This window comes from Streptomyces sp. NBRC 110028 (genome assembly GCF_001417735.1).
In the GTDB taxonomy this organism is placed as follows: domain Bacteria; phylum Actinomycetota; class Actinomycetes; order Streptomycetales; family Streptomycetaceae; genus Streptomyces.
This window is the reverse complement of the sequence record NZ_BBUZ01000025.1, coordinates 401610-424964: the sequence shown is the minus strand read 5'-3', so window position 1 is coordinate 424964 and position 23355 is coordinate 401610. Positions and strand designations below refer to the sequence as shown.

General features: G+C 73.2%; 21 protein-coding genes. 10 read left to right on the top strand and 11 right to left on the bottom strand.

From position 1 onward, the window contains the following. Positions 1–46: 46 nt before the first annotated feature. Positions 47–1777, top strand: coding sequence for a hypothetical protein (locus tag ASC60_RS44075; RefSeq protein WP_370592913.1), 1731 nt, complete (start codon positions 47–49; stop codon positions 1775–1777). 352 nt (positions 1778–2129) lie between these two features. On the opposite strand, the gene ASC60_RS14535 is transcribed toward ASC60_RS44075, so the two are convergent. The 5 genes from ASC60_RS14535 to ASC60_RS14515 form a co-directional block, all read right to left on the bottom strand. Beyond that, positions 2130–3095 (bottom strand): 3-oxoacyl-ACP reductase, encoded by a 966-nt coding sequence (locus ASC60_RS14535; RefSeq protein WP_055550759.1) that lies wholly within the window; start codon positions 3093–3095, stop codon positions 2130–2132. Then, on the bottom strand, positions 3080–4165 hold the full coding sequence (locus ASC60_RS14530) for a Zn-dependent alcohol dehydrogenase (protein ID WP_055550757.1): 1086 nt from the start codon (positions 4163–4165) through the stop codon (positions 3080–3082). The genes ASC60_RS14535 and ASC60_RS14530 overlap by 16 nt, the downstream gene beginning before the upstream one ends. 56 nt (positions 4166–4221) lie before the next feature. Further along, positions 4222–5076, bottom strand: a complete 855-nt coding sequence (locus tag ASC60_RS14525) for a MaoC/PaaZ C-terminal domain-containing protein (RefSeq protein WP_055550755.1) — start codon at positions 5074–5076, stop codon at positions 4222–4224. Positions 5077–5333: 257 nt separating this feature from the next. Then, the gene (locus ASC60_RS14520) at positions 5334–6800 is read right to left on the bottom strand and encodes an MFS transporter (protein ID WP_234356945.1); all 1467 of its coding nucleotides are present in this window, start codon (positions 6798–6800) and stop codon (positions 5334–5336) included. Positions 6801–7034: 234 nt separating this feature from the next. Beyond that, positions 7035–9224, bottom strand: coding sequence for an acyl-CoA dehydrogenase (locus ASC60_RS14515; protein WP_055550753.1), 2190 nt, complete (start codon positions 9222–9224; stop codon positions 7035–7037). A 231-nt stretch (positions 9225–9455) separates the two neighbouring features. Here ASC60_RS14515 and ASC60_RS14510 point away from each other — a divergent pair, with 231 nt between their 5' ends. From ASC60_RS14510 to ASC60_RS14490, 5 genes are all read left to right on the top strand, one after another. Further along, positions 9456–10058 carry a class I SAM-dependent methyltransferase gene (locus ASC60_RS14510; RefSeq protein ID WP_055551110.1) on the top strand — a complete coding sequence of 201 codons (603 nt, stop codon included), beginning with the start codon at positions 9456–9458 and terminating at the stop codon, positions 10056–10058. Between the two features lie 24 nt (positions 10059–10082). Beyond that, positions 10083–10991: an N-acetylmuramoyl-L-alanine amidase gene (locus ASC60_RS14505; RefSeq protein WP_055550751.1), complete on the top strand. Its 909-nt coding sequence runs from the start codon at positions 10083–10085 to the stop codon at positions 10989–10991. A 160-nt stretch (positions 10992–11151) separates the two neighbouring features. Then, positions 11152–11976, top strand: a complete 825-nt coding sequence (locus ASC60_RS14500; protein WP_055550749.1) for a DUF5336 domain-containing protein — start codon at positions 11152–11154, stop codon at positions 11974–11976. A gap of 132 nt (positions 11977–12108) precedes the next feature. Next, entirely contained in the window at positions 12109–13119 is a 1011-nt protein-coding gene (locus tag ASC60_RS14495; RefSeq protein WP_055550747.1) for an LLM class F420-dependent oxidoreductase, read from the top strand. A 38-nt stretch (positions 13120–13157) separates the two neighbouring features. Continuing rightward, entirely contained in the window at positions 13158–13451 is a 294-nt protein-coding gene (locus ASC60_RS14490) for a hypothetical protein (protein WP_055550745.1), read from the top strand. A 14-nt stretch (positions 13452–13465) separates the two neighbouring features. Here ASC60_RS14490 and ASC60_RS14485 read toward each other — a convergent pair whose 3' ends face one another. From ASC60_RS14485 to ASC60_RS14475, 3 genes are read right to left on the bottom strand one after another with little or no spacing between them, the layout of a single operon-like run. Further along, entirely contained in the window at positions 13466–14566 is a 1101-nt protein-coding gene (locus ASC60_RS14485; RefSeq protein ID WP_055550743.1) for a prenyltransferase, read from the bottom strand. Continuing rightward, complete coding sequence (locus ASC60_RS14480; protein WP_055550741.1) at positions 14563–15306, bottom strand: class I SAM-dependent methyltransferase; 744 nt, start codon at positions 15304–15306, stop codon at positions 14563–14565. The genes ASC60_RS14485 and ASC60_RS14480 overlap by 4 nt, the downstream gene beginning before the upstream one ends. A 57-nt stretch (positions 15307–15363) precedes the next feature. Continuing rightward, positions 15364–16734, bottom strand: a complete 1371-nt coding sequence (locus ASC60_RS14475) for a glycosyltransferase family 4 protein (protein ID WP_055550739.1) — start codon at positions 16732–16734, stop codon at positions 15364–15366. 351 nt (positions 16735–17085) lie between these two features. Between ASC60_RS14475 and ASC60_RS14470 the strand changes: the two genes are divergently transcribed. Beyond that, positions 17086–17700, top strand: a complete 615-nt coding sequence (locus ASC60_RS14470) for a TetR family transcriptional regulator (RefSeq protein ID WP_055550737.1) — start codon at positions 17086–17088, stop codon at positions 17698–17700. A 230-nt stretch (positions 17701–17930) separates the two neighbouring features. After that, on the top strand, positions 17931–18557 hold the full coding sequence (locus ASC60_RS14465) for a response regulator transcription factor (protein ID WP_079038419.1): 627 nt from the start codon (positions 17931–17933) through the stop codon (positions 18555–18557). A gap of 196 nt (positions 18558–18753) precedes the next feature. On the opposite strand, the gene ASC60_RS14460 is transcribed toward ASC60_RS14465, so the two are convergent. Further along, positions 18754–18987 (bottom strand): ferredoxin, encoded by a 234-nt coding sequence (locus ASC60_RS14460; protein ID WP_055550735.1) that lies wholly within the window; start codon positions 18985–18987, stop codon positions 18754–18756. Continuing rightward, positions 18987–20453, bottom strand: a complete 1467-nt coding sequence (locus ASC60_RS14455) for an aldehyde dehydrogenase (RefSeq protein ID WP_055550733.1) — start codon at positions 20451–20453, stop codon at positions 18987–18989. The genes ASC60_RS14460 and ASC60_RS14455 overlap by 1 nt, the downstream gene beginning before the upstream one ends. Positions 20454–20586: 133 nt before the next feature. Between ASC60_RS14455 and ASC60_RS14450 the strand changes: the two genes are divergently transcribed. Together ASC60_RS14450 and ASC60_RS14445 are read left to right on the top strand one after the other, a co-directional pair. Further along, the gene (locus tag ASC60_RS14450) at positions 20587–21639 is read left to right on the top strand and encodes an MBL fold metallo-hydrolase (protein ID WP_055550731.1); all 1053 of its coding nucleotides are present in this window, start codon (positions 20587–20589) and stop codon (positions 21637–21639) included. Positions 21640–21674: 35 nt separating this feature from the next. Next, a complete protein-coding gene (locus ASC60_RS14445; RefSeq protein ID WP_055550729.1) occupies positions 21675–22070 on the top strand; it encodes a nitroreductase/quinone reductase family protein in 396 nt (131 codons plus the stop codon). 15 nt (positions 22071–22085) lie between these two features. Here ASC60_RS14445 and ASC60_RS14440 read toward each other — a convergent pair whose 3' ends face one another. Further along, positions 22086–23210 (bottom strand): LCP family protein, encoded by a 1125-nt coding sequence (locus ASC60_RS14440; protein ID WP_079038394.1) that lies wholly within the window; start codon positions 23208–23210, stop codon positions 22086–22088. Between the last annotated feature and the right edge of the window lie 145 nt (positions 23211–23355).

Genomic DNA, 23355 nt, shown 5'->3' with positions numbered 1-23355 from the left:
GGAGGGAGCAGGAAACCTACGTTCAGTGGCCGGAGGTGACTGAACGATGACCGCCTGTGCCTTCGACGCCGCCCTCGCCACGGGAGTCAGCGCCCGGCCACGAGAAAGGTCCACGGATTTCACCATCACCCCGGACCGTTCGTACGGTGCGCGGCTCGCCCTCGGCGGCGACACCGGCTGCTGGTACCCCGAGCGCTGGACGCTCGACGGGCCCGAGCCGTATGCCGTGCCGCTGCCGGGCGTCCAGCCCGAGGAGCCGGACAGCGAGGTGCTGCCGCTTTCCGACGGGCAGGTGCTGATCCACCGCCGGGTGGCCGGGCACCACGCCTTCTCGCTCCTCTACCCCACCGGCCCGGGCACGGGCGAGCGGGTCCTCGGCGGCATCGACCGCGCCGACGTCTCGCTGCTGCCGCCCGCGCCCGGCGGCACCTGCGCCTACGCCCTGGGACGCGGCCCCCGCTCCACCTCCGTCTGGCTGATCCACGGCGGCACCCGCGGGCTCCAGCACCTGACCGAAGTGCCCGGGCGCTGCACGGGCGGCGCCTGGCTGGACCGCATGGGCCGACTGCTCGCCCTCGACCGCGAACTGGAGGGCCGCACCAAGACCATCGTGGTGGACCTCGGGCGGGGCGGTGAGACCAGCCCGCTGCTCCAGATCACCGAGCGCAGCAACGACCGGCTGCTCCTCGCCGACCCCGACAGCGGTCTGCTGCTCGTACGGTCCGACGCGCCCGGCGACGAGCGTCTGGGGTGGGGCGTCCTGGGCAGCACCCTCCCGGTCCGCTTCCCGGACTGCCTCCGCCCGCCCGCCCAGGCGACGGCCGCGCCCTTCGCGATCCAGCCGGGGCAGATGCTGACGCCGGAGGCGTGCGCGGTCGCCTTCCGCATCGACGCCGCGGCGGGTGGGCGGCCGTGGGTGGGCGTCTGGCGGCCGTCCGAGCGGCGGTTGCGCCAGTTCTCGGCCCCGGAGGGCTGGCTGCCCGGGGCCGGTCTGTGGAGCCGGGACGGCGAGCTGTGGCTGCCGTACGCGACGCGTCAGGTGCCGTGCGGGCTGGCGCGGGTGTGGCTGCCGGAGGCAGCGGCGCCGCGCCCGCCCGCCGGACCGCGGATGATCCGGCGGGCGCCCCGCCCCACCGCCCGCCCGGTGGAGGCGACCGGGATCACGCCGTGGCGAAAGGTGAGCGGCGGCGGCGCGGCTTCGGAGGCCGTCACGCACGCGGGCGCGGGCCCGCGCGTGGGCGCGAGCGCGGGTGCGAGCGCGGGTGCGGGCGCGCGCGGGGATGGCTCGGATGGAGAGGCGAGCGCGGGTGCGGGTGCGGGCGCGGGCCTGAGCGCGGGCGCCGGCTTGAGCGCGGGCGGGCACATGGGCGCGGGCCTGAGCATGGACACGGAGCCGGGCGTGGGCACGGAGCCGGGCGTGGGCACCGGCCCGGGCGTGGGCACCGGCCCGGGCGCGGGTTTGCGCGCGGGCGGGCGCTTGGGGGTGGGCCCGGGCACGGACCCCCGTGCGGCCTGGAGCGTCCGAGTGCGCCTGGGCACGGACGTGAGCGCGGGCGCGAGCCTGATCACGCGCGCGGGCGCGGGCGGCGCGCGCGGGGAGTCCGGGGTGGAGCCGTGGGCCGGGACGGGGTCCTGGCCCGGAGTCGAGCAGGAGACCGGGCAGGAGCCCGAGCTGACCGTGGTCGCCCCGCGGCCCGTACCGCTCCAGCAGGCGCCTCTCGCCAGGTCACAGGAGCCCCGGCCACCCCGCTGGGTTCGCGATCAACGCCCTGGTTAGACTCGGTCGCTCGGGGCTGCGCAGCCGATTGGCATGGCGCATATCCACGTTGTGGCGGGCCCCTCGCGCAGAGTACGGAGCGAACTTACCGGGGTGACTTCCCACATGTCCGATACCCGAACCGACATGCCCCAGGCGCGCCCGCAGGAGGCTGCCAAAGCCGATGCCGCCGCAGGCCAGGGCAAACACCGGGGGCGGCAAGCCGCGTCCGAGGAGCCGCAGGCTCCGGTACACGGCCGCCACCGCCGGCCGAGCGGGCACGCCTCGTAAGGCGGCCGGGAGCGCACCATCCCACCCCGCCCCTCCCCGCAGCACTCGCCGAAGGCTGTGGGGAAGGGCGGGGTGGGCTCGTTCACCCCCGCTTCAGGCTCAGCACCTCCAGCGCCGCGAACCCCTCACCGCGCCGCTCGCCGAAGTACGGCGTGAGCAGGCCGTCCAGCTCCTCGAAGCCGAAGACGTCCCCCGCCGCGTCCAGCTTCGCGGCCACCCTCGGCCGTTCCACGATCGCCACCATGCCCCCGTGGACCACGAACACCTGGCCGTTCACCCCCGTCGCCCGCGGCGAGGCGAGGTAGCCGACGAGCGGGGCCACATGGTCCGGGGACAGCGCGTCGGGGCGGCCGTCCTGGGCGAGCCCGGCGTCGGGGAAGACGTCCTCGGTCATCCGGGTGCGCGCCCGTGGGCAGATGACGTTCGCCGTCACACCGTATTTGGCGAGCGCGCCCGCCGTGGAGAGCGTCAGGCCGACGATGCCGCCTTTCGCGGCCGCGTAGTTGGGCTGGCCGGGCGACCCGGCGAGGAAGGCCTCGGAGGAGGTGTTCACGATGCGGCCGTGCACCGGCCCGCCCCCGGCGGCCTTGGAGCGGTCACGCCAGTGGGCGGCCGCGAAACGGGTGGTGTTGAAGTGGCCCTTGAGATGGACGCGGATGACCGAGTCCCATTCGTCCTCGCTCATCGAGAAGACCATCCGGTCGCGGAGGATGCCCGCGTTGTTGACGAGGATGTCCAGCGCGCCGTACGTGTCGACCGCGAGCCCCACCAGCCCGCGCGCCGTGTCGAAGTCGGCCACGTCGCCCCCGTGGGCCGTAGCCCGGCCGCCCGCCGCGCGGATCTCCTCGGCCACCTCCTCGGCGGGGCCGGAGGACGCCTCGCCCGAACCGTCGCGGCCGCCCTGCCCGTAGTCGTTGACGACGACGGCGGCGCCGAGCCGGCCCAGCTCCAGGGCCTCGGCGCGGCCGAGCCCGCGTCCGGCGCCGGTGACGATCGCGGTCTTCCCCGCCAGCGGCCGCTTCCCCTCCCGGCTCAGATCTCGATGCATGTGCGCAGCGCCTCCCCCGTCCGCATCTGGTCGAGCGCGTCGTTGATCTCGCCGAGCCGCACCCGGTGGGTGATGAGCCCGGCGAGGTCGATGCGGCCCGCCCGCCACAGCGCGATGGTCCGTTCGTACGAGCGCAGCACATCGCCCCCGCCGTACAGGGACGGCAGGATCCGCTTCTCGTCGAAGAACAGCTCGAACATGCTGAGTTGGAGGAAGTCGTCCACCGCGCCCGCGCCGACGACGCACAGGGTGCCGCCGCGCCGGGTGGTCTCGTACGCGCGGCGGGCGGTGGCGGACTTGCCGACGACCTCGAAGACGTAGTCGAAGCCCTCGCCCGCCGTGACGCTGTTCTTGACGTCGTCCAGCCCCTCCGGGGCGACCGCCTCGGAGGCGCCGAAGCGCAGCGCCGCCTCGCGCCGCGAGGTGACGGGGTCGACGGCGACGATGTGCGCCGCGCCCGCCGCGCGGGCGCCCTGCACGACGCTGATGCCCACCCCGCCGCAGCCGATGACGGCGACCGACGAACCGGCCTCCACCCGCGCCGTGTTGAGGGCCGCGCCGAGCCCGGTGGTCACCCCGCAGCCGATGAGGGCGGCGATGTCGTACGGGACGTCGTCGGGGATCGGCACGGCGCAGGACGCCGGGAGGACGACCTCCTCGGCGAAGGTGCCGGTCCCGGCCATGCCGAAGACCTGGTCGGCGCCGTCGCCCGCGCGCTTGAAGTTGGCCGTTCCGGCGTTCATGAACCCGGTCAGACACAGCTGGGTCTGACCGCGCTTGCAGGACGGGCAGCCGCCGCAGGCGGGCAGCCAGCACACCAGAACGCGGTCGCCGGGGTTCAGCCCGGTCACCCCGTCGCCGATCTCCACGATCTCCCCCGCGCCCTCGTGGCCGGGGACGAAGGGCACGGGCTGCGGCAGGACGCCGCTCATCGCGGAGAGGTCGGAGTGGCACAGTCCGGTGGCCCGGATGCGCAGCCGGACCTTGCCGGGGCCGAAGCCCACGGCCTCGATGTCGTCGAGGACTTCGAGCTTGTCCTGTCCCGTCTCGTGCAGTACGGCTGCGCGCACAGCGGCTCCTCTCGGATCAGGGAAGATCAGGGGTACGGATGTGTCGGATCACGGGGTCAGGCGTGCTCCACGACCGTGTCGCCGAGGACGGGCGCGTCGTCCCGCTCGACGGCGCTCGCCGTCACCTGGACGCGCCCCTCGTCCCGCCACATCCGGATGCGCAGGGTCTCGCCCGGGTACACCACCCCGGCGAAGCGCGTGGTGTACGAGCGCACCCGGGCGACGTCGCCGCCCAGTTCGGTGTCCACGACGGCCTTGAGGACCATGCCGTACGAGCACAGCCCGTGCAGGATCGGCTTGTCGAACCCCGCGACCTTGGCGAACCCGGGGTCGGCGTGCAACGGGTTCCAGTCCCCGGAGAGCCGGTAGAGCAGCGCCTGGTCCTCCCGGATGGCCCGCTCCACGGTGCGGTCGGGTTCGCGGTCGGGGGTCTCCAGCCGCTCGGAGGGGCCGCGCTCGCCGCCGAAGCCGCCCTCGCCGCGCACGAAGATGCGGCTGTCGCAGGTCCACAGCGGGCCGTCCGCGTCGGCCGCCTCGGTGCGCAGCACGATGACCGCGGCCTTGCCCTTGTCGTACACCGCCGCGACCCGGGACGTCTGGGTGGCGTCGCCGGTCACCGGGATCGGCCGGTGCACCTCGACGGTCTGGCCGCCGTGCAGGACGGCCGCGAGGTCGACGTCGATCCCCGGGCCGTTCAGCCCCCCGGCGAGCGCCATGCGGCCGCCCGCGACGGTGGCGAAGCTGGGCAGGACGTGCAGCTCGCTCTCCAGGGTGTAGCGCAGCTCATCGGGGTCGGTGGCCGGGATTCCGGCGCCGATGCCCAGGTGGTAGAGCTGGATGTCCTTGTGTCCCCAGGCGAGGGCGGTGTTCCGGGGCTCGGCCGAGACGGCCGTGGCGGCGTCGATGGGCATAGGCGGCAGCACTCCTTGGCGGGAGGGCGGGGAGGCCCCCGGGCTGGCGGGAGAACCCCCGGCTGGCGGGAAGACCCCGGCCCGCCCGTCCGCACCGTCGGCCGCGCCGGGGTCGTCACTGGTCGGCAGGGCCGCGCCGCGTTTAGAACGCGTTCTAGCCGATGGCACCCATGTATAGCCCAATCCCCCTGATGGGGGAAGACTGCTGACGGCCCGTCAGCTCTGCGCGGCACGGGTCCGCCCGCCGGAACGGCTGGTTATGAATCCGCGGGAGGCGCGGCGGGCGTACGCGGCAGGGCCACGGCCATCAGCAGCACCGCCGCCGCGATGATCCCCGTGGCCACGACGAACGCGTGGCCGTACCCGGCCGCCAGCGCCTCCGGCCCGTCCCCGCCACGGGCCGCGATCCGCTCGGCCGCGACCGTCGCCAGCACGGTCAGGCCCAGCGCGCCGCCGATCTGCCGCGAGGTGTTGACCAGCCCCGACACCAGTCCCGCTTCCGACGGGCCCGCGCCCGAGGTGGCGGAGGCGGCGAGCGGGGTCGTCATCAGCCCGGCCCCGAGCGACATGATGATCGCGGGGCCCAGCACCGTACCGACGTAGGTGCCGTCCGCGTCCATCCGGCTCTGCCACGCGTAGCCGACGACGGCCAGCGATCCGCCCGCGATGGCCAGCAGCTTCCCGTCCAGCCGGGCCATCAGCCGGGGCGCGACCTTGGAGCCGAGGACGATCGACAGGCTGTGCGGGAGGAAGGCGAGACCGGCCTTGACCGGGCTGTAGTGCAACACGTTCTGCAAATAGAGCGTCATGAGGTACCACATGGCGAACATGCCGCCGCCGCACACCACCATCACCGCGTTCGCCGCCGTGACCGCCCGGATCCGGAACAGCCGCAGCGGCATCAGTGGTTCCGCCGTACGCGCCTCGACGGCGACGAAGACCGCGAGCAGCGCCACCCCGGCGAGCAGCGGCCCGAGCGAGGCGGCGGCACCCCAGCCGTGCGGCTCGGTCTGCACGATGCCGTACGCGAGCGCGGTGACGCCCGCCGTGACCAGCACCGCGCCGGGGACGTCGAGCCGTCGTACCGTCCCGGAGCGGCTCTCGGTCAGCCACACCACCGCGGCCACCAGCACCAGCGCGCCCACCGGCACGTTGACCAGCAGCACCCAGCGCCACGACAGATACTCGGTGAGCACCCCGCCGACCAGCCCGCCCGCCGCTCCCCCGCCCGCGCCGACCGCCGCCCAGGTGCCGATGGCGCGGGTGCGGGCCGCGCCGTGCGGGAAGGCGGTGGTGAGGATGGTGAGCGTGGCCGGTGAGAGCACGGCCGCGCCGAGGCCCTGGAGGGCGCGGGCCGCGACCAGTTGCCAGGGCTGCTGGGCGACGCCGCCCGCCAGGCTGGCGGCGGTGAACAGCCCGAGCCCGGTGAGGAAGACCCGCTTGCGTCCGAAGAGGTCGGCCGCGCGGCCTCCGAGCAGCATGAACCCGGCGAAGGTCAGCGCGTAGGCGTTGACCACCCACTGCAGCGCGGTCTCGCCGAGCCCCAGGTCGGTGCGTATGGACGGCAGGGCGACGTTGACCACCGATATGTCGAGGACCACCACGAACTGTCCGGAGCAGGCGGCCAGCAGCACCGCCCAGGCCGGCGGCGAGGCACGGGGCGGGCGCGGGGCGGGATCGGTGGCGGAGGGAATGGCACGCGAAGGGGGAGTCGGGCTGGGCATGGCGGTGATGCTCGCACCCCGGGCCCGCCCCCCGCATCGGCATTTCGGCGCATTCGCGCGGGCCGATGGGCTTAGTGCCGCGTCAGCCAAGGTTCACCCCGCTCGCCGCCCTGGCACGGCCATCTGCGGCGTTGCCGAATCGACCGAGTAGGCCCACTACGAGGCCGATCCGGCGCCTTGCATCTGACCGCACCAGGACGCCTCGCTACCGGGCAAACCTTGACTGACGCGGCACTATGTACCGTCGCGGCCTCCATCGCGGGGCAGGCCGAGCAGCCGTTCCGCGACGACGTTCAGCTGCACCTGGGTCGTACCGCCCGCGATGGTCAGGCAGCGCGACATCAGGAAGCCGTGCAGGGCCCGTTCGCCCGCGCCCTCGCGCACCGCGCCGCCGGGGCCCAGCAGCTCCAGGGCCAGTTCGGCGACCTTCTGCTGATGGGCGGTCTGGATGAGCTTGCGGACGCTCGCGCCCGGGCCCGGCTCCACCCCGGACACCTGGCGCAGGGTGGTGCGCAGCCCGATGCAGGCGAGGGCGTGGGCCTCGGCCATCAGCCCGCCGACGCGCTCGTACAGCACGCCGTCCGGGGCGGCCGCGGAGTGGTCGATCAGCGCCTCCAGGCCGGTGTCGAAGGTCAGCTGGTCGGCCATGTGGACGCGTTCGTTGCCGAGGGTGTTGCGGGCGACCGCCCAGCCCGCGTCCACCTCGCCCACCACCGCGTCCGGTGGGAGCAGCACATCGTCCAGGAACACCTCGTTGAAGAGGGAGTCCCCGGTGATCTCCCGCAGCGGGCGGATGGTGATCCCGGCCGTCCGCTTCATGTCGATCAGGAAGTAGCCGAGCCCCTTGTGCTTGGGTGCCTTCGGGTTCGTACGGGCCAGCAGGATGCCGTAGTCCGCCGACCGGGCCCCCGATGTCCACACCTTCTGCCCGCTGACCCGCCACCAGCCCTCCGCCGTGCGCTCGGCCCGGGTGCGCAAGCCGGCGAGGTCGGAGCCGGCTTCGGGCTCGGAGAACAGCTGGCACCAGCGCAGTTCGCCGCGGAGCGTGGGCAGCAGGAAGCGCTCGCGCTGGGCGTCCGTGCCGTACGCGATGAGCGAGGGCACCACCCAGGTGGCGACGCCCAGATCACTGAGGGCCACGCCCGCGTCGCGCAGCTCGCGCGCGATGGCGAGCTGGTGCAGCGGGCTCGCGCCGAGGCCGTACGGGCGTGGCAGATGCGGTGCGGCGTACCCGGTGGGCGCGAGGGCGCGCCGGGCGGCGCCCGGGTCCAGCCCGCGCGCCGTGGCGATGACGGCCCGGGCCTCACGGCGGTGGGCCTCGGCCTCGGGCGGGAGGTCGAGCCGCAGTTCACGGCGGGCCCCGGTGGCGGCGAGGCGCGCGGCGCGCGACCGGTGGTGGGCGCCGGTGCCGAGCAGCGCGCGGGCCACCGTGGCGCGGCGCAGATGGAGGTGGGCGTCGTGTTCCCAGGTGAAGCCGAGGCCGCCGAGGATCTGGACGCAGTCCTTGGCACAGCCGTACGCGGCGTCGAGCGCGGTGGCCGCGGCGAGCGCGGCCGTGAGCCCGCGTGTGTCGGGTGCCTCGTCCGCCGCGCGGGCCGCGTCCCAGGTGAGGGCGCGGGCCTGCTCGACGCGGACGAGCATGTCGGCACACAGGTGCTTCACCGCCTGGAACTGCCCGATCGGCCGCCCGAACTGCTCCCGCACCCGGGCGTGTCCGACCGCCGTCTCCAGCGCCCGGCCCGCGGTGCCGCACGCCTCGGCAGCGAGCAGGACGGACGCCAGGTCCGTCACCAGCGCGGGGTCGACGTCCAGCGCCCGGGCCCGGGGTACGGCCACGCCCGTGGCGCGTACCTCGGCGGTCGGGCGGGTGGGGTCGGCGCCGTCGTGGACGCGGAGGGTGAGGTCGGCGCCGTCCACGGCCAGCCAGACGGTCGACGTGCCCCGGGCCGCGGCGAGGACGATCACATCGGCGTCCGCCGCGCCCAGGACCGGCGGCGCGCAGCCGTCGAGGACCAGTCCGCCGTCCGGGCCGGGCGCGGCGGTGAGCGATCCGGCGCCGAACGCGACGGCTCCGGCGCGGCTGCCGTCGGCGAGGCCCGCGACCAGTTCGTCCCGGCCGGCCCGGTGCAGCACGGCGGAGGCCAGTACGGTGGGCAGATACGGCCCGGGCAGCACCGCCCGTCCGGTCTCCTCCAGGACGACGGCGAGGTCGACCAGTCCCCCGCCGCCTCCGCCCCGCTCCTCCGGCAGATGCGGCCCGAGCAGGCCCTGCGCGGCCAGGCCGGGCCAGTAGGCGGTCCGTTCGCCGCCGCCGGGCGCGGCGTCGAGCGCCTTGCGCACCGCCTCCGGCGGCACCGCCCGCCCCAGCCAGCCCCGCACCGCGCGCGCCAGTTCCTCGTGGTCTTCCGTGACGGCGATGCCCATGGGCGGATGGTAGAACCTGTTTCAATCTGACGGAAGGTCAGGTGCGCGCCCGGGGCCATTCCCCCGCCCCGCCGGTTTGTGGGCGATCGCCCCGCGGGGCTGGACGGGTGGGCACGGACCGGCCACCGGACCGCACCCGGCAATGGAACCGCCGGCCCCATACGGCAGGATGACCGCGTGACCCGACCCGCGACCGCGACCCTCAACGCCTTCGAGGCAGCCAAGGGCTTCATGCCCACGGACGAGGGCCTGGCCCTGTACGCGGCCGCCACCGAAGCCGCACATCGCCTGGGCCTCCCCCTGCTGGAGGTGGGCACGTACTGCGGCCGCTCCACGATCCTGCTCGCCGACGCCGCGCGCGCGACCGGCACGGTCGCCGTCACCGTCGACCACCACCGCGGCTCCGAGGAGCAGCAGCCCGGCTGGGAGTACCACGACCCGGAGGTCGTCGACCCCGAGGTCGGCCGGATGGACACGCTGCCCACCTTCCGCCGCACCCTGCACGCCGCGGGCCTCGAAGACCACGTCATCGCCGCCGTCGGCCGGTCCCCGCAGGTCGCCGCGGTGTGGGGGAAGCCGCTGGGGTTCGTGTTCATCGACGGCGGGCACACCGACGAGCACGCCGCCGCCGACTACGAGGGCTGGGCGCCCCACGTGGCGCCCGACGGGCTCCTGGTCATCCACGACGTGTTCCCCGACCCGGCCGACGGCGGACGGGCCCCGTACCGGATCTACCGCCGCGCCCTCGCCTCCGGCGCGTTCACCGAGGTCTCCGCGACCCGCTCGCTGCGCGTGCTGCGCCGTACCGGTACCGGTACCACCCCGCCCGCCTGACCCGCAGCCGCTACCATCGCCGACGTGTCGAAAGGCAGCTTTCCCTCCGCGTCCGGCCGCCGCGGCGGCACCCTCGCCCTCGTGCTGGCCGCCCTGGCACCCGTCTGCCTCGGCGGCTGGCTGGTGTGGGACACCATGGGGTCGGGGCAGAACGACGGCGGCGGCGCACCGGCCTCCTCCCTTCCGACCGTCTCGTCCACCTCCTCCCCGCCGCCTCCCCGGCCGCCGTCGGCCTCGCCCAAGAACGAGATCGACGGCAAGCCGCTCACCGGCAAGGTCGTGGTGCTCGACCCCGGCCACAATCCGGACAACCGCGATCACACCTCCGAGATCGCCCGCCGCGTCGACATCGGCACCGGCGAGAAGGAGTGCGACACCACCGGGACGGCCACCGACGCCGGATACTCCGAGGCGGCCTTCACGCTCGACGTCTCCCGCCGCGCCCGCGCCCTGCTCGAAGCGCGCGGCGCGACGGTGAAGTTCACGCAGGACGGCGACCGCTCGTACGGGCCGTGCGTGGACGAGCGGGCGCGGATCGGGAACAACGCGCACGCCGATGCCGTGGTGTCGGTCCACGCGGACGGCGCCCCCGCCGGGGATCGCGGCTTCCACGTCATCCTCCCCAAGTCCGTACGCGGCGGCGCCGCCGACACCTCGGACATCGCCGCGCCCTCCCGGCTGCTCGGCGAACGGGTGCGCGGTGAATTCATGGAAGCCACCGGCAGTGCGCCCGCCGACTACATCGGCGACGGCAGCGGGTTGAATGTCCGCGGCGATCTCGGCGGTCTCAATCTCTCCACCGTTCCGAAAGTGTTCATCGAGTGCGGCAATATGCGCGATCCGAAAGACGCGTCGGAACTGACCGATCCGAAGTGGCGTGAGCGCGCGGCCCTCGGCATCGCGCAGGGCATTACGGACTTCTTGAACCGCTAAGTCTCCAACAACCGAACGCGAGGTCACGACCGGGATACCGATGCCCCACCCCCGGTCTCAGCAGCTTGATTCCCCCGTACGATGGGTCCACCCCCGACGCCTTCGCGCCACCGCGCCTGGCGGCAGCGTCCGTATACGAGAAAACAACAAAGGACTCACGTTGAACATCCGCTCGCTCACTCGAGGCGACGGCGTGGTGATCGGAGCAGCGGTGTTGCTCTTCATCGCCTCCTTCCTCGACTTCTACTCGGCCGATTGTGACGGCCCGTACTGCACCGACATGCCGAATGGCTGGGACACGGACTTGCTCCTGGTCGTCCTCCCGTCGGTGTTCCTCATCGGGCTGATCGGCGCGGGGCTGGTCATCGCGGGGCGGTTCCAGCCCGAGAGCCGTAAGGTCAGCGGGCTCACCCTCGACCAGTGGGGCGCCGGTTTCGCCGTGGCCGCCGCCTGGGACTCGCTGTGGTCGCTCATGGTCACGCCGGACAAGCTCAGCCCCGGTGTCGGCGCCATTCTCGCGCTGGTGGCGACGCTCGCCAGCGCCGCGGCGGTCATCGCGACCCCGCGCGTCCCGGCCCTCAAGGCGCCGCTGATGAACGCCTCCGGTCCGGCGGGCCCCTCCCCGTACGGCGCTCCGTCCCCGTACGGCGCGCAGGCCCCGCAGCCGGGCTACGGCTACCCGGGCCCGGGCGGCGCCCAGCCCGGTCAGCCGCAGGGCGGCCCGGGCCAGCCCTCCTTCGGCGGTCAGCCGGGCCAGCCGGCCCCGGCCCCGGCGGCGGGCGGCTCCGACTTCGCGCCGTTCTGGTTCGCGGTGCCGGTGACCCGGCCGCTGTACGCCGAGGACGGCTCGTCCGGCACGATCGCCGAACTGGCCCCGGGCACCTGGTACCTGGCCGTCGAGCAGCGCGGGCAGGCGCTCGTCGCGCAGACCCAGGACGGGCGGCGCGGCGTGCTCCAGGACACCACGGGGATCCAGCGCGGCTGACCTCCCCATGACACGGCCCCTCACCCGGCACCGGGCGAGGGGCCGTCTCCTTTGCCCCCGTTGCCATGTGCGCACCCGAGCCGTACAGTCCAGGCGGCAGGCGACCTGACGCGACGTCAGAGAGGGGTTGTCATGCGGCTCGGCCTGGCGCTCGGCTACTGGGGCCGCGGCCCCGACCCCCGCCATCTTCAGCTCGCCCGGCAGGCCGAGCGGCTGGGCTACCACTCCGTCTGGACCGCCGAGTCCTGGGGCTCGGACGCCTTCACCCCGCTCACCTGGATCGCCGCCCACACCTCCCGTATCAAACTCGGCACGGCGATCGCGCAGATGGCCGCGCGCACCCCCACCGCCACCGCGATGCAGGCGCTCACCCTCGACCACCTCTCCGGCGGGCGCGTGATGCTCGGCCTCGGCCTGTCGGGGCCGCAGGTCGTGGAGGGCTGGTACGGGCGGCCGTTCCCCGCGAGCCCGCTCACCGCCACCCGGGAGTACGTCGACGTCATCCGGCAGGTGTTGCGCCGCGAGGCGCCCGTGACGCTCGACGGGCGCTATCACGCGCTTCCGTACGCCGGGCCGGACGCCACCGGCCTCGGCAAGCCGCTGAGGCCCATCGTCCACCCGCTGCGCCCCGGCCTTCCGGTGCTGCTCGGCGCCGAGGGGCCGAAGAACATCGCCCAGACCGTGCGCATCGCCGACGGCTGGCTGCCGCTGTACTGGTCGCCGCGGCGGACCCCGCTGTACGAGGCGGCCCTCGCGGATGCGCCCGAGGGCTTCATGGTGGCGCCGATGGCCCAGGCACGGGTGTGCGACGACATCGCGGAGGGGCTGCTGCCGGTGAAGGCGATGCTCGGGTTCTACATCGGCGGCATGGGCCACGCGGCCCGCAACTTCCACGCCGGTCTGATGGCCCGCATGGGATACGAGGACGAGGCGCGCCGGATCCAGGAGCTGTTCCTCGCGGGCCGCCGCGACGAGGCGATCGCGGCGGTGCCGGACGCCTTCGCCGACGAGGTGTCCCTGATCGGCCCCCGCGAACGCATCGCGGAACGGCTGGAGCTGTGGCGTGCGGGGCCGGTGACGGATCTGCTGGTGATCGCGCCGGACGAACGGACGCTGCGGGTGCTGGCGGAACTGGCCGGGTAGGTGGTTTGGCTCCGCACGGCGGGGCAACACGTCCGGTCATGTCCAGAAGTTATCGCTACGGAAACAATCAGGCGGCGACCGTCGTGGTGGTCGTCGCGGACATCACCGCCGTGATCCTCGGCCTGTGGATCCTGTTCGCCCTGCTGGACGCCAACCCCGCCAACGACCTCGTGACCGTGGTCCGCGACGCGGCGGGCTGGCTCGCGGGCTGGTCCCACGACCTGTTCACGATGGACACGGACTGGCTGCGGACGGTCCTCAACTACGGGCTGCCCGCCGTGGTGTACCTGTTCGTCGGGCACGCCGTGGCCGGCCGCATCCGCCGCGGCTGAGGACCGTACACCACCTACGCGCAGCAGTCCGAGTCCAGCCCCCGCGGCAGGTGCTCGCCGCTGAAGACGGCCGTGGTCGCCTCGTCCCCGCCCAGCGCGGCCACGGCCAGCAGCAGGGAGCCCGCGGTCCAGGTGGTGCGCTCCTCGGGCCACACCGCGTCGTCCTCGTAGACGTACCCCGTCCAGTACATCCCGTCGTCCGCGCGCAGCCGCCGCTGGATCCAGCGCAGGATCTCCACCGCGCGGTCGGATTCGCCCATCACCCACAGGGCCAGGGCCAGTTCGCAGCTCTCGCCGCCGGTGACCCAGGGGTTGGGCCAGACGCAGCGGACGCCCTGGCCGGGGACGACGAAGCGGTCCCAGCCCGCCTCGATCCGGGCGGTGGCGGCGGGGCCGGTGAGGGCCCCGGCGAGGACCGGGTAGTACCAGTCCATCGAGTAGCGGTTCTTGTCCAGGAAGCGCTCGGGGTGGTGGCGTATCGCGTGCCCGAGCAGCCCCGCGGACAGCTCCCAGTCCGGCTGCGGGTCCTCGCGGTGCTCGGCGATGGCGAGCGCGCAGCGCAGGGCCTGGTAGATGGAGGACGAGCCGGTGAGCAGGGCGTCCGGGTCGACGGTGCCGTCGGCCTTGCGCCGCCAGCCGATCTGGCCGCCGCTCTGCCGCAGCCCCAGCACGAACTCCACGGCGGCCACGACGGTCGGCCACAGCCGGTCGAGGAACGTGTCGTCGCCGGTGGCCAGGTAGTGGTGCCAGACGCCGACGGCCACGTAGGCGCAGAAGTTGGTCTCGCGCGCGCGGTCGGTGGGGGCGTCGGCGGCCACCCCGGCCGGGGTGTCGGGGTAGGCGGCGTACCAGGAGCCGTCGGGGTTCTGGTGGTCGGCCAGCCAGCGGTAGGCGGCCTCGGCGCGCTGGTGCTCACCCGCCGCGTCCAGCGCCATCGCCGCCTCGACGTGGTCCCACGGGTCGAGGTGGTGGCCGCGGAACCACGGTATGGCGCCGTCCGCGCGCTGCACGGCGGCGATGCCCTCGACCGTGCGCAGGGCCTCCTCGACGGTGAGGACGCCCGGCAGGGCCAGCCGTTCGGTACGGGGGCCGGGGCGCGGGCCGCGCGCCGTCACGCCTGGGTCCCGCGGGAGGTGCGGGGCTTGGTCGCGTAGGCCACGAAGCTCTTGCCGATCAGCGGGTTCAGCGCCTGTTCGGCGAGCCGCGTGGCCAGCGGCTTCTTCATGATGTCCCAGACCAGCAGCTTGTGGTACGCGCGCACCGGCAGCGGAGCCTCCTGACCGTCCTTGTCGACTCCGAAGGCGCACTTGAGCCACCAGTACGGGCTGTGCAGGCCGTGCGCGTGGTGGGTGCCGTACGGCCGCAGTCCGGCCTCGCGCATCCGCTCCAGGAGTTCGTCGCCGCGGTAGATGCGGATGTGGCCGCCCTCCACCTCGTGGTACGCGTCGGACAGCGCCCAGCACACCTTCTCGGGCCCGTAGCGCGGCACGGTGACGGCGATCCGGCCGCCGGGGCGCAGCACCCGCACCATCTCGGCGAGCACGCCCTTGTCGTCGGGTATGTGCTCCATGACCTCGGAGATGATGACGACATCGAAGCTGTCGTCCGGGAACGGCAGGGCCAGCGCGTCGCCCTCCATGGCGGTGGCGGTGGCTCCGGCGGGGGCCTCACCGGCCTCCTTCATGGCGGCGAACCACTTCGCGACCTCGCGTATCTCATCGCCGTTGCGGTCGAGCGCGACGACCCGCGCACCGCGCCGGTAGCACTCGAAGGCATGGCGCCCCGCGCCACAGCCCAGGTCGAGGACGCGATCGCCGGGGGCGAGGGGGAAGCGGGAGAAATCGACGGTCAGCACGGGGGTCTGCTTTCGTCAGGCGGGGTCGTCGGATCGGATCGGGGCCGGGGGCGGCGGTCAGCGCGCGGCGCGGGTCCGTGCGGCGCGGGCCTGGGCGCCGATCGCCGCGCGGTAGTGCTCGACGGTGCCGCGGGCGGCCTGCTCCCAGGTGAAGCGGCGCAGCACCCGCTCGCGTCCGGCGGCGCCGAGGCGCCCGCGCAGATCCGCGTCGCCCAGCAGCCGTTTGAGGGCCGTGGCGAGCGCTCCCGCGTCGCCGGGCGGTACGGCCAGGCAGGTCTCGCCGTCCGTGCCCGCGACCTCGGGGATCGCGCCGCCGGTGGTGGCGACCAGCGGGGTGCCGGTGGCCATGGCCTCGGCGGCGGGCAGCGAGAACCCCTCGTACAGGGAGGGCACACAGGCGATCTGGGCGCCGCGGATGAGGTCGACCAGTTCGGGGTCGCTGATGCCCTTGACGAACTCGACGGCGCCCTGGAGCCCGTAGCGGGCGACGGCGGCGGCCACCGGCCCCGTCTCGGGGCGCTTGCCGACGACCACGAGGTGGGCGTCGGGGTTGTCGGCGCGGACCTGTCCCAGCGCCTCGACCAGGTGGACCAGGCCCTTGAGCGGCACATCGGCGCTGGATGTGGTGACGATCCGGCCGGGGACCACCGGCACGGCCGGGTCGGGCGAGAAGAGCCCGGTGTCCGCGCCGATGGGGACGACGTGCACGCGTCCGGGCCGTACGCCGAGGTGTTCGACGATCTCCCGGCGCGAGGAGCCGGAGACGGTGAGCACCGAGGGCAGCCGCCGGGCCACCCGCTTCTGCATGCGCGTGAAGCCGTACCAGCGGTGGACGGACAGACGGCGCTTCCAGCCGTCCGCGGCGTCCAGCTCCAACTGGCGGTCCACGGTGATCGGGTGGTGGATGGTGGTCACCAGCGGGAAGCCGGTCCGCTCCATGCCCAGCAGCCCGTAGCCGAGGGTCTGGTTGTCGTGGACGACGTCGAACGCGCCGCGCCGGGCGCCCAGGTGGCGGCGGGCGCGCAGGCTGAACGTGAGCGGTTCGGGGAAGCCGCCGGTCCACATGGTGGCGACCTCCAGGGCGTCCACCCAGTCCCGGTACTCCTCGATCCCGGGCGTGCGGAACGGGTCGGGCTGACGGTAGAGGTCGAGGCTGGGCAGCCGGGTGAGGGTCACACCGTCCTCGGCGTCGAGCACCGGGTAGGGCTGGGCGCCGATGACCTCGACGGTGTGGCCGAGCCGGGCCAGTTCACGGGAGAGATGACGTACGTAGACGCCCTGGCCTCCGCAGAACGGGTTCCCCTTGTAGCTCAGCAGCGCGATGCGCAGCGGCCGGTCGCCGCCCCGGTCCCGGTCCTCCGCGGCGGCCGTGGGGGGCGCCGTCCGAAGTGGGTCGACTCCGGTCTCCTGCGCGGCCTCTGCGGTCACTCGCGCCCCTCCCTTGTTGCACGTCAGCGGGAGCGTAGCCGCTCACGATTATCTAGAACAAGTTTCACTAACGGATAGCCCGAGAAGTCTCGAAGATACCTGGCGAACCGAGCGCTCCCGGCGCCGGGACGGGTGATCCCTACCACTCGGTAGCCCCTTGCGTGCGACGGCCGTTCACGGGGACGGGGTCATATCGGCGCGAGCTGGGCAAACGCGGCGGACGGCGGGTTCGAGCGATACGCGACCCTAGAACGAGTTTCACTGACTCGCGCCCCTAGGCCGACCCTGCCATCATGCACGGTGTCCGTTTGTCAACCGCAGCGCAGACACTATGCACCCGAAGTGAGACAAATGACCGCAGAAGTCAAGCCGGCCTCCCTGCAGCTGACCGAGCGGCAGGAGGCGCGCCGCCGGCGCATCCTGCACGCCAGTGCCCGGCTGGCCAGCCGCGGCGGCTTCGACGCGGTCCAGATGCGCGAGGTGGCCGAGCACTCCAGCGTGGCGCTCGGCACCCTCTACCGTTACTTTCCGTCCAAGGTCCATCTGCTGGTCGCCACCATGCAGGACCAGCTGCAGCACATGCACGAGACGCTGCGCAAGCGCCCGCCGACCGAGGAGGATCCGGCCACCCGGGTCGCCCAGACCCTGATGCGCGCCTTCCGCGCGCTGCAGCGCGAACCCCATCTGGCGGACGCGATGGTCCGGGCCCTCACCTTCGCCGACCGCTCGGTGAGCCCCGAGGTGGACACGGTCTCCCGGCTCACCACCGCGATCATCCTCGACGCGATGGGGCTGGAGGGCCCGCCGACGGCCGAGCAGCTGTCCGCCGTGCGGGTCATTGAGCACACCTGGCACTCGGCGCTGATCACCTGGCTGTCGGGGCGGGCCTCGATCGCCCAGGTCAAAATCGATATCGAAACGGTCTGCCGACTGATCGATCTGACGGCGCCGACAGAGCACCCCTGACCCCCCTCGCCCCTATCGCCCATCGCCCTGCGGGGGGCGTGAAAGGGGCGCGAAACAGCGCGCGTTGCGTACTCATGGCGCACAGTGACAGCACTGCGTGCGCCCGCGCGCCCCCCTATGGCGCAAATATCGTGTTAACGGGGTGGGCAATCCCGGTATTCATGAACGGCGCGCGACATAGCGACGACGGCGTGCGACGGATCGATGTCTACAGGGGGGTGAAGAACTCCGTGATACGGGTTCTTCTGGTACATGATTCATACCTGCTGCGGTCCGCGTTGGCCGCACTGATACAAGCCGAACCTGGGTTCGAGGTGATTTCCGCCGCATGGCGTGACGCGCGTAGCAGAGCACGCTCCTTACGACCGCACGTCTGCGTGGTCGACACGGACTGCCCCGGCTCCGACAGGGCCGCGCGCAAGGGCGAGCTGGCCAAGCTCACGGCGGAGGCCCCGGCGGAGGAGAGCGGCCCCGAGTCCGGGCTGCTCGTGCTGGCCAACGCCGGGCGCCCCGGTCAGCTGCGCCGCGCGCACAAGGCCCGGGCCCTCGGGTACATCGACAAGAACGCCCCGCCCCAGCGGCTGCTGGACGGCATCCGGCACGTGGCGAAGCGGGAGCGGTTCATCGATGACTCGCTGGGCTACGGCTTCCTCAAGGCGGCGGAGATCCCGCTGACCGAGCGCGAGTTGGGCGTGCTGTCCCTGGCGGCCGACGGCGCCTCCATCGCGGAGATCGCCCGGACCCTGCACCTGTCCAACGGGACGATTCGCAACTACCTGGCCGCGATCACCCGTAAGACCGGGGCACGCAACCGGGTGGACGCCATTCGCATCTCACAGTGTGAGGGCTGGGTCTGACGTCCGGTCCGGGGTGGCCTTGACGGCGGTGCCGGTCTCCGTACCGGCTCCGTCGTAGCCACCGCCGGGGGCCGGCTCGTACCGATGGCGGAGGGCGTCGCGGACGCCGTCGCAGAAGGCGTACGCGTGTCGCGGGGCCGACGTCTACCGAAACGGACCGGCCGCTCCCGGAGGGCACGCGCCCTCGCTCACCCCGCTACTCATCCGGTGGGAAGACCTGTTCACCGCTTTCGAGCAGCCGGATCGCGATGGCCTCGACCGGGCACCCCTCGGCCGCCACGAGCACCGCCTCGGAGGCGTCCGCCTCCGGCTCGACCGGATGCGACCGCCGCTCCGCGTCCAACCGGAACCCGCCGGGCGCGCTGCTGGCGCAGAACCCCGAGCCGACGCAGACACCGCGGTCGACCTCGACCCGCCAGCGGTCCCCCATCAGCCCTGCTCCCCGTCCCACCCCTGCGGCAGGTGGATCATCTTGTGCTCCAGATACTCCGACAGCCCCTCGGGGCCGAACTCCCGCCCCAGGCCGGAGTTCTTGTAGCCGCCGAACGGCCCGAGCATGTCCAGGCTGAAGGTGTTCACCGAGTACGTACCGGTGCGGATGCGCCGCGCGAAGTCGATGCCGTGCGCCACGTCCGCCGTCCAGACGCTGCCCGACAGCCCGTAGTCGGAGTCGTCGGCGATCCGGGCCGCCTCCTCCTCATCCCCGTACGGCAGCAGACAGATGACCGGGCCGAAGATCTCCTCCCGGGCGACGCGCATCGTGTTGGCGACGTCCCCGAAGAGCGTCGGCTCCACGTACCACCCCGTCTCCTGGGCCTCGGGACGCCCGCCGCCCGCCAGCACCTTGGCGCCCTCGCGCTGTCCGAGCGCGATGTAGTCCAGCGAGCGCCGCTGCTGGCGCCGCGCCACCAGCGGGCCCACCTGGGTCGCCGGGTCCAGCGGATCGCCCACCACCAGGGCCGACGCGGCGGCCGCGAAGCGCTCGGCCAGCTCGTCGTAGTGGCTGCGCGGGGCGAGGATGCGGGTCTGGGCGACGCACGCCTGCCCGTTGTTCATCCACGCGTTGGGCACGATCCCGGCGACCGCCGCCTCCAGGTCCGCGTCCGGCAGGATCACCGCGGCCGACTTCCCGCCCAGCTCCAGTGTCACCCGGGTCAGCCGGCGCGAGGCCACCTCCATCACGCGCTTGCCCGCCGTCACCGACCCCGTGAACGACACCTTGTCGACCCCCGGGTGCCCGACCAGGTACTCGCTGACCTCCCGGTCCGCCGGAAGGATCGACAGCACCCCCTCCGGCAGCCCCGCCTCGGTCGCGATCTCCGCCAGCAGATACGCGTCCAGCGGCGTCTCCGGCGACGGCTTGAGGATCACCGAGCATCCCGCCAGCAGCGCCGGGGCCAGCTTCGCCGCCGCCACGAACTGCGGCACGTTCCACGGCACGACGGCCGCCACCACCCCGGCCGGCTCCCGCCGCACCAGCAGCGGCCCGAGCACCCCGGCCCGCCGCTCCTCGAAGGTGAAGCCGCGCGCCACCGTGATCGCCGCGTCCCACACCATCATCGCGCCGAGCGCCTGGGCGAGGACGCTCCAGGAGTACGGCGAGCCGTTCTGCGCGCTGATGACCTTCGCGATCTCCTCATGCCGTACGGCGACCGCGTCCTTGATCCGCGTGACGACGGCGATCCGCTCCTCCAGGGAGGTACGCGGCCACTCCCCCTCGTCGAACGCCCGCCGCGCCGCCGCGACCGCCCGGTCCACATCGGCCCGCGCGGCGTGCGGCACCCGCCCGATGACCTGTTCCGTATGCGGCGAGACGACCTCGATGGTCTCCGCCCCGGCCGGATCGACCAGCGCCCCGCCGATGAAGAGCTGCCCGTACTCGATGAGGTCGCCCATCGCTGATGCCTCCTGCCGAAGACTGCCCGCACCACGCGGACCTGACGATGCATCAGAACTGATACCAGTTCCCGTTATAGTCAGCAATGCACGCGCTGCCGCGGCTCGGCCGCACTCGCGGAAAGGGGCACCCGTGCCAGAGGCGACCGACGTCACCGACCACGGCGGCGGGGTGTGGAGCATCCCCGTCCCCATCCCCGACAACCCGCTCGGCCACACCCTCGTCCACCTCCTGGACACCGACCGCGGCCCGGTCCTCATCGACACCGGCTGGGACGATCCGACCGCCTGGGACGCCCTCACCGCCGGGCTGGCCGCCTGCGGCACCGACGTCTCCGCGATCCACGGCATCCTCGTCACCCACCACCACCCCGACCACCACGGCCTCTCCGGCCAGGTGCGGGAGGCCTCCGGGGCATGGATAGCGATGCACGGCGCCGACGCCCACGTCGTACGCCGCACCCGCGAGGCCGACCCCACCCTCTGGCTCGACTACCTGGCCGAAAAGCTGGCCGCGGCCGGCGCCCCCGAGGACCACCTCGCCCCGCTGCGCGCCGCCCGCGCCGAGGGCCGTACGGACCTGCCGGGAGGGCGGGCCGCCCTCCCCGACCGCGAGATCGCCCCCGGCCGGCTCCTCGACCTCCCCGGCCGCCGGCTCCGCGCCATCTGGACCCCCGGCCACACCCCCGGCCACGTCTGCCTCCACCTGGAAGAGGCCCACCCCCGGGAAGACGCCGCCGCGCGCGGCCACGGCCGCCTCTTCTCCGGCGACCATCTGCTCCCCGGGATCAGCCCGCACATCGGCCTGTACGAGGACCCGGCCGACGCCCACCGCACCGACCCCCTCGGCGACTACCTCGCCTCACTGGAGCGCGTCGCCGCCCTCGGCCCGGCCGAAGTCCTCCCGGCCCACCAGCACGCCTTCACCGACGCCCCCGCCCGCGTCCGGGCCCTCCTCGACCACCACCAGGCCCGGCTCGAAAACCTGCGCGCCCTCCTCGCCGCGCCGCTCACCCCCTGGCAGCTCGCCGAGCGCATGGAGTGGAACCGTCCCTGGCCCGACATCCCCTACGGCTCCCGTAACATCGCCGTGTCCGAGGCCGAGGCCCACCTCCGCCGCCTGGTCAACCTGGGCCGGGCCGAGCCCGTCCCCGGTACCGACCCGGTCGCCTACCAGGCGCGCTGAGGCGCTTCCCCGACCGACGAACGAGAGGGCCAAGGATGTCCCGCCGCCACGAGCTCAAGCACCGCGTCGTCACGGCCTTCCAGCGGCGCGTCGCCAACCCGGTCGCCTCCCGGCTGCCGTTCCAGACCCTCCTGGAGACCACCGGCCGTAACTCCGGTCTGCCCCGGCGCACCCCGGTCGGCGGACGCCGCGTCGGCGACGCGTTCTGGTTCGTCTCGGAGTTCGGCGACAGGTCGCAGTACGTACGGAACCTCCGGGCCGACCCCAGGGTCCGGGTCCGCATCGGGGGCATCTGGCACACCGGCACCGCCCATCCCCTCCCCGAGGACGACGCCCGCGCCCGCCTCAAGACCCTCCCCCGCTACAACAGGGCCGCGGTCCGCACCCTGGGCAACGACCTGCTGACCGTGCGCGTCGACCTCACCGGCTGACGGCTCGGGGGCGTCTCAGGGGCTGTCGCTGACGGTGACCGGCTCGCCGTTGTTGAGCTGCTCCACGAGCTGCTTGACCTTGGCCCGGTCCCACTGGAGGTTGCCGCCGACGCTGCCGGAGGTCGGCATGTTCAGGGACGTGCCGCCGTCGCTGGTGACGTCCTTCATGGCGAGGAACATCGTGGCCAGGTAGTACGGGTTCATGTCCTTGTCGACGATCAGGGTGTCCAGACCGGCGCCCATGGCGGGGTAGAGCTTGAAGGGGTTCAGCACCGTGCCGGGCGCCGCGGTCTGGGACGCGAGGGCGGACAGGAACTTCTGCTGGTTCTTCGTGCGCTCCAGGTCACTGGCGGCGAACGCGTGGCGGCTGCGGACGAACGCGAGCGCCTGCCGCCCGTTCATCGTCTGCTCACCCGCCTGGAAGTCGGCCCCGGCCTGCTTGTCCTTGAAGCCCATGCCGAGGTTCATGTCGACACCGCCGATGGCGTCCACGATGTTGGCGAAGCCGGAGAACCCCACCTCCGCGTAGTGGTCGATGTGCAGACCGGTGTTGGCCTCGACGGTGCGGACGAGCAGCTGCGGGCCGTCCATGGCGTACGCGGCGTTCAGCTTGGTGGCGCCCATCGGGCCCTTGATCCGGCCGGACTCCGAGCCGCGGAACTTCGGGATGGTCACGTTCGAGTCGCGCGGCAGGGATATGAGCGTCGGACCGGCGGAGCCGTCGTGCAGGATCATCATGGAGTCCGTGCGCTTGCCGTCGGCGGAGCCCGTGTGCAGGTCCTTCTTCTGCTGGTCCGACATGCCCTCGCGGCTGTCGGACCCGACGATGAGGTAGTTGGTGCCGTCCCCCGCCTCGGGGCGGTCGATCACCTGGCTGAGGTCGACCTCCTTGCGCAGCTTGGAGTCGGCCCAGAAGTACGTGGCGACCGAGGCGACCAGCAGGACGACGACCAGGGTGATCAGGGCCCGTTTCACCGTCCGGCCGCGGCGGCGTGGCCGGTACGGCTCATCGGCGGCGTAGTAGTCGTCGTACTGGGACGGAACGCCGTACTGGGGCTGGTCGCCGGGCCCCCCGCCCTGCGGCATCGCACGCGCGGCGGCGTTCTGGTAACCATCGTTTCTGCTGTCATATGGGCGCATGCCCGGCAGTCTGCATTACTCATGGGGAGTAAATGCAAGTCGACGAGAAAAGCATCTTCATCAGCGCATGGAAAATACCGCCGCATCGCCAGAGACATCATCTCCGAGTTGCGGTCTGATTTCCTTTCGTGACTACCCACGGAAG

What these genes read in the sequence shown, in the direction of transcription:
- ASC60_RS44075 (WP_370592913.1), top strand. Translation starts at nt 47, where the DNA reads ATGACCGCCTGTGCCTTCGACGCCGCCCTCGCCACGGGAGTCAGCGCC.
- ASC60_RS14535 (WP_055550759.1), bottom strand. Translation starts at nt 3,095, where the DNA reads ATGCATCGAGATCTGAGCCGGGAGGGGAAGCGGCCGCTGGCGGGGAAG.
- ASC60_RS14525 (WP_055550755.1), bottom strand. Translation starts at nt 5,076, where the DNA reads ATGCCCATCGACGCCGCCACGGCCGTCTCGGCCGAGCCCCGGAACACC.
- ASC60_RS14520 (WP_234356945.1), bottom strand. Translation starts at nt 6,800, where the DNA reads ATGCCCAGCCCGACTCCCCCTTCGCGTGCCATTCCCTCCGCCACCGAT.
- ASC60_RS14515 (WP_055550753.1), bottom strand. Translation starts at nt 9,224, where the DNA reads ATGGGCATCGCCGTCACGGAAGACCACGAGGAACTGGCGCGCGCGGTG.
- ASC60_RS14510 (WP_055551110.1), top strand. Translation starts at nt 9,456, where the DNA reads ATGCCCACGGACGAGGGCCTGGCCCTGTACGCGGCCGCCACCGAAGCC.
- ASC60_RS14495 (WP_055550747.1), top strand. Translation starts at nt 12,109, where the DNA reads ATGCGGCTCGGCCTGGCGCTCGGCTACTGGGGCCGCGGCCCCGACCCC.
- ASC60_RS14490 (WP_055550745.1), top strand. Translation starts at nt 13,158, where the DNA reads ATGTCCAGAAGTTATCGCTACGGAAACAATCAGGCGGCGACCGTCGTG.
- ASC60_RS14470 (WP_055550737.1), top strand. Translation starts at nt 17,086, where the DNA reads ATGACCGCAGAAGTCAAGCCGGCCTCCCTGCAGCTGACCGAGCGGCAG.
- ASC60_RS14460 (WP_055550735.1), bottom strand. Translation starts at nt 18,987, where the DNA reads ATGGGGGACCGCTGGCGGGTCGAGGTCGACCGCGGTGTCTGCGTCGGC.
- ASC60_RS14455 (WP_055550733.1), bottom strand. Translation starts at nt 20,453, where the DNA reads ATGGGCGACCTCATCGAGTACGGGCAGCTCTTCATCGGCGGGGCGCTG.
- ASC60_RS14445 (WP_055550729.1), top strand. Translation starts at nt 21,675, where the DNA reads ATGTCCCGCCGCCACGAGCTCAAGCACCGCGTCGTCACGGCCTTCCAG.
- ASC60_RS14440 (WP_079038394.1), bottom strand. Translation starts at nt 23,210, where the DNA reads ATGCGCCCATATGACAGCAGAAACGATGGTTACCAGAACGCCGCCGCG.